4 protein-coding genes are annotated in these 4,495 nt (G+C 72.3%); all 4 read right to left on the bottom strand.

The window, feature by feature from the left end:
• Positions 1-41 precede the first annotated feature (41 nt).
• The 4 genes from ACWEN3_RS42120 to ACWEN3_RS42105 all read right to left on the bottom strand — a co-directional run bounded on the left by ACWEN3_RS42120 (position 42) and on the right by ACWEN3_RS42105 (position 4,190).
• On the bottom strand, positions 42-770 hold the full coding sequence (locus ACWEN3_RS42120; protein ID WP_452982737.1) for a pyridoxal-phosphate dependent enzyme: 729 nt from the start codon (positions 768-770) through the stop codon (positions 42-44).
• Positions 771-898: 128 nt separating this feature from the next.
• Complete coding sequence (locus ACWEN3_RS42115; RefSeq protein ID WP_452982734.1) at positions 899-2,107, bottom strand: MFS transporter; 1,209 nt, start codon at positions 2,105-2,107, stop codon at positions 899-901.
• Between the two features lie 8 nt (positions 2,108-2,115).
• Positions 2,116-3,381: an ATP-grasp domain-containing protein gene (locus ACWEN3_RS42110; protein WP_452982731.1), complete on the bottom strand. Its 1,266-nt coding sequence runs from the start codon at positions 3,379-3,381 to the stop codon at positions 2,116-2,118.
• Between the two features lie 32 nt (positions 3,382-3,413).
• Positions 3,414-4,190 carry a B3/B4 domain-containing protein gene (locus ACWEN3_RS42105; protein ID WP_452982728.1) on the bottom strand — a complete coding sequence of 259 codons (777 nt, stop codon included), beginning with the start codon at positions 4,188-4,190 and terminating at the stop codon, positions 3,414-3,416.
• Positions 4,191-4,495 lie beyond the last annotated feature (305 nt).

Genomic DNA, 4,495 nt, shown 5'->3' with positions numbered 1-4,495 from the left:
TTCGTCCTGGACCCGCCGGCCGAGCCGACGTTCCTGGTGGGCTACGCCGCGCTGCCCACGGCCCGCATCACCGAGGGCGTCGCCCTGCTGGCCACCGCGGTGCGCGAGGCGCGGGGGCGGAGCTGAGCCTCACGGGCGGTGCGGCGGCGTCCGGTGCCGCCTCGGGTCCGTGAAGAGGGGCCGGCGGAAGCGGTCGCGCTGCGCGTACGGCACCGTGCAGTCGAAGTGCGCCTTCGCGGTGCGCCCGTGATGTCCGGGTGGTCCTCGGCCGGCTCCATCTGCAGCTGCGCCTCCTGGCCGATGATCGTCTGGTGCATCAGCACGTGGTTGAGCACCGAGCCGAGCGCGTACTTCGCGGTGCCGCCGCTGGTCACCGCGGCCTCCACCGCCTCCGAGACGGCGAGGCCCAGGCTGCCCGGCGAGTCGGGGTCGGCGGCGAGCGCGTCCCGGCCGGCCTGGGTCAGCTCGCTGGGGCTGGCGGTGATGGTGGCGCCGTAGGTCTCCATCAGGCCGCGGCGGTAGGGCTTCTGCTGGTAGCTGACCTTGACCATGTAGACCTCGCAGACGAGGCCGAAGTACCGGCAGGCGAGGGACAGGGAGCTGCCCCACTGCCCGGCGCCGGTCTCCGTGGTCAGGCGGGCCACGCCGGCCTGCTTGTTGTAATGGGCCTGCGGGATGGCCGTGTTGGGCTTGTGGCTGCCGGCCGGGCTGACGCCCTCGTTCTTGAAGTAGATCCGCGCCGGGGTGTACGAGAGGTCGGTGGTCCACATGGTCCGGTTGGTCCGGAGGGCCCTGGTGGCGGTCGGTCGGGGTGGTCGGCGGTTCGGGTCGCGCCCAGTGGATCCGGGTGGTAGGTGGTCCGGGGGGCGGTCGGTCCGGCAGGACGCCGGTCGCGGCACTAGGTGCCGACCGGGGCCGGGGCGGGCTCCGGCGGGCGGGCAGGGGCCGTGGGCCGGGTCCGCAGCACGGCGTAGGCGGCCATGCCGACGAGGGGTGCGGCGAGCAGGGCGAGGAAGACGGGCCGGTGGCCCTGGGCGGTCCACAGGGCGCCGAGGCCCGCGGGCACCGCGAGCCGGGCCAGCCCGAGGACGAAGCCGTTCAGCGCCATGAAGCTGCCGACCCTGCGCTCGTCGACGTGGTCGGCGATGTACGTGGGCACGACCACCGAGGCGATGATCTCGCCGAGCGTCCAGATCACCGTGGACAGCAGGATCGCCGGCAGGGAGAAGCCTACGACGATGACGGCGAGGCCCGCGGCCCACAGCGCTCCGCTGATGAGCAGCAGCAGTTTGGTGCCCTGGCCCTGCATGCACTTCTCCACGGCGAGCCCGAGGCCGACCACGACGACGCTGTTTACGGTGTAGACGACGCCGACCAGTCCCGCCGACTCGTGCAGGACCGTCGTGACGGCGAGCGGCAGCGCGTACTCGAGGCCGGTCAGCGGCACCACGTAGAAGAAGGACACCAGCACCAGGAGCAGGACGTGGCGGTGGCCGAGCGGACCCGAACGCGCCTTGTCCTTGCGGCCCTTGACCCGGTCACGCCGCTCGGACGACACCCACAGGGCGATCATCGCGGCGCACACCAGGCCGGCGATGATGTCGCCCGCGAACATGACGTGGTAGGAGTACGCCGCCGCGAGGCCTCCGAGCAGCGGGCCGATGCCCATGCCGAGGTTGTTGCCGATGTAGCTCACCGTGTAGGCGAAGGGCCGCTGATCGGGCTCGGTCAGGTCGGCTACCAGCGTGTTGGACGCCGGCCCGAACATGCCCATGCCGACCAGGGCGACGAACAGCAGTCCGGCGTACGTCCACGGCGGCCAGTCCAGCACGGCGAGGCCGAGATAGCCGCCGGCGTTCAGCAGCAGCGCGGTGAGCAGGGCCGTACGCCGGTCGCGCAGGAGCCCGCTCAGCAGGCTGCCCGCGAGCAGGCCGGTGCTGCCGACGGAGATCAGCAGGCCGGCCTCGCCGGGGCTGAGGTCCCTGCCGCGCACCAGGTAGACGGCGAGCAGCGGGAAGACGAACATGCCCGCGCGGTTGATGAAGGAGGCGAGGAACAGCACCCGCAGCGCGAGCGGGAGTGCCCTCAACCGGGTCAGCCACGTCATCGCTGGGCCTACCCGCCCGCCGTCGCGGCGACGGACTCGGCCGTGCCGCCGGTGACCTCGGCGGCCTCCGTCTCCACGCGGAAGGCGTCCCGCACCGCCTTGAAGCGGGCCCGGATGTCCTCGAAGTCGGTGCCCTCGCAGACGTACCAGCCCAGGACGTCGTTGGAGGCGGTCGGCGGGGCCAGGACGTCGCCGACCTGCTTCCACACGTCGGCCTCCAGGACCCCGTCCAGCTCCACGAGTTCGGCCGGGGTGGTGATGGCGGTGATGTGGCCGTACCGGCCGGAGGTGAGGTACTCGGTGCCGATCTCGGGGCCCGGCCGGGCCTCGGTGCGGTGTGCCGGGTCGAGCTCCAGCCGGCACCACTCCCCCGCGAGATTGATCCCGCGTCCGGCCTCGATCGCCGGGACGATGGAGCCGCCGCCGGCCCGCGCCCCCGCCTCCCCGAACACCACGTCGCCGTCGTCCAGCAGGAAGAACTCGGCGTGCACCACGCCGGTGTCGAGGCCGAAGCCGCGCAGCACCACCGTGTTGAGGTCCAGGATGCGCTGCTCCCCCACCGACAGGTCGTACTTGCGGGAGATGGTGTCGCCGGGCTCGTTGCGGTACTCCAGTACGGAGTAGGTGTAACGGGAGAGCTGCGCGAAGACCGCTTCACCCTCCTTGAAGAGCGAGTCGACGTGGTACTCCTTGCCGCGGATGAACTCCTCGACCCGGTACTCGTGCCGGTCGTCGCCCATCTCCTGCCAGACGCCCCGCAGTTCGGCGGGGCCGTCCACCCGGTAGGTGCGGCCGCAGGCCCAGCCCGCGTACGGCTTGACGACGATCGGGTAGCCCACATCCTGGGCGAACTCCATGACCGCGCCGATGGTGTCCGGGCGGCAGGACCTTGCGACCCGCACGCCCAGTTCCTCGGCCCGGCGGTGCATCACGTTCTTGTCGCGGAAGTTGAGCGCCTGGTCCGGGGTGAGGCCGGGGATGCCGTGGTCGCGCCGGGCGCGGCCGGCGGGCAGCACATCGCCCTCGAACAGCGGGAAGATGCGCTCGATACGGTGCCGGGCGACGATCCCGTCGACGGCGGCACGCACGGCCGCCACGTCGTCCAGGTCGGCGTGGTACTGCGCCAGGCCCCCGGCCTCGGGCGCCTGCCACCCGGTGGGCAGCAGCACCACGGTGGCCACGCCGAGGTCGTCGGCGGCGGCCACGATGCTGCGGAACTGGGCGGTGTAGCGCCCGGCGGCCGGCCGGTAGATCACCAGGATCGAACGGTTCATGTCCTGCTCCTCATCCATGAGTGGGGCCAGGTTCAGCGGACCGGCGCGGCCGACAGCGTGCCGAACAGCTCCACCCGGGAGGTGGCGCCGTCGAGGATCCGCGGCGGTTGCGGGGCGGCGCCGAGGCCGGTGAGCGCCCCCGTGAGCTGTCCGAGCGTCCGCTCCACCTCGGCCCGGCCGCCCTCGTGCACCGATTCGACGGTGAGCAGGAGCCGGCGCCGTCCGAGGTCGGACTTGACCAGGTCGCCCTGGCGCCAGTTCCAGCGGCGCGAGTGGGCGCGGCCCTGGTCGTCGGCGTAGACGACCTCGCCGGGCTCGGGGTGCTCGGGGGCGTCGGGTGCGCCGAGCGGCAGGTAGACCTCGCTGCCGACGGCGGGCCGCACGGTCAGCTCGGCCTCGATGCCGCCCACGTCGCAGGAGGCCACGGGCAGCCGGCTCTCCAGGGACACCGCGTTGCACAGGTCCACCAGGGAGTTGATGCGCGGCAGCCGGTCTCCCCTGGCGACCCTGCGCAGGATCGACTCTGCGGCGCAGGGGAACCGGTTGGGATGCACGCCCATCTCCCGGTAGGCGTCCCGCCAGGCCGAGACGGAGGGCAGGGCGGAGACGTCGGCCTTGGAAAGGCCGGCGCTGTGCAGGGCGTCCTCGGCGGCGGTGAGCCGGTCCGCCACCTGGGGGGCGTCCGCGACGACGCCGACGTCCGGTACGGCGATCAGGCCGAGGACGTAGCCGGGCACACGCTCCCACACGCGCGCGTCGACGCCGACGCTGAGGGATCGGGTGTCCGAGTGGGGGCGGGGGCTTTCCATGGGTGTGTGGTCCTTCGTTTCCGGGCTTCGGCCGCCCGTGCCGGTCACTGGCGGTTCCTTGTTGACGGGTCGACAGTAGGGAGCGGACGGGGTCTCGGCGGTGGCCAATTACGGGGTAATGCGTGAGGCCACTTGCCGGGTGCGGCGGGTCCGGCTGGCCGGGCGCGGAGGTTCCGCCGCGCCCGGCCAGGCGCGCGGATTCCGCCGTGCCGGATGTCCTGGTTGCTCGCTCCATCATATAACTTCGAGAGCCTAACTATTACAGCAACACTTTCGCTGAGCGAACTACTTGTCTCAGCCACCCG

Source organism: Streptomyces sp. NPDC004561 (assembly GCF_053602155.1).
This window is presented reverse-complemented; position numbering and strand designations above follow the sequence as displayed.

Bases quoted from the DNA above. Each gene is read 5' to 3' on its own strand.
- ACWEN3_RS42120 (WP_452982737.1), bottom strand. From the start codon at position 770: ATGTGGACCACCGACCTCTCGTACACCCCGGCGCGGATCTACTTCAAG.
- ACWEN3_RS42110 (WP_452982731.1), bottom strand. From the start codon at position 3,381: ATGAACCGTTCGATCCTGGTGATCTACCGGCCGGCCGCCGGGCGCTAC.
- ACWEN3_RS42115 (WP_452982734.1), bottom strand. From the start codon at position 2,107: ATGACGTGGCTGACCCGGTTGAGGGCACTCCCGCTCGCGCTGCGGGTG.
- ACWEN3_RS42105 (WP_452982728.1), bottom strand. From the start codon at position 4,190: ATGGAAAGCCCCCGCCCCCACTCGGACACCCGATCCCTCAGCGTCGGC.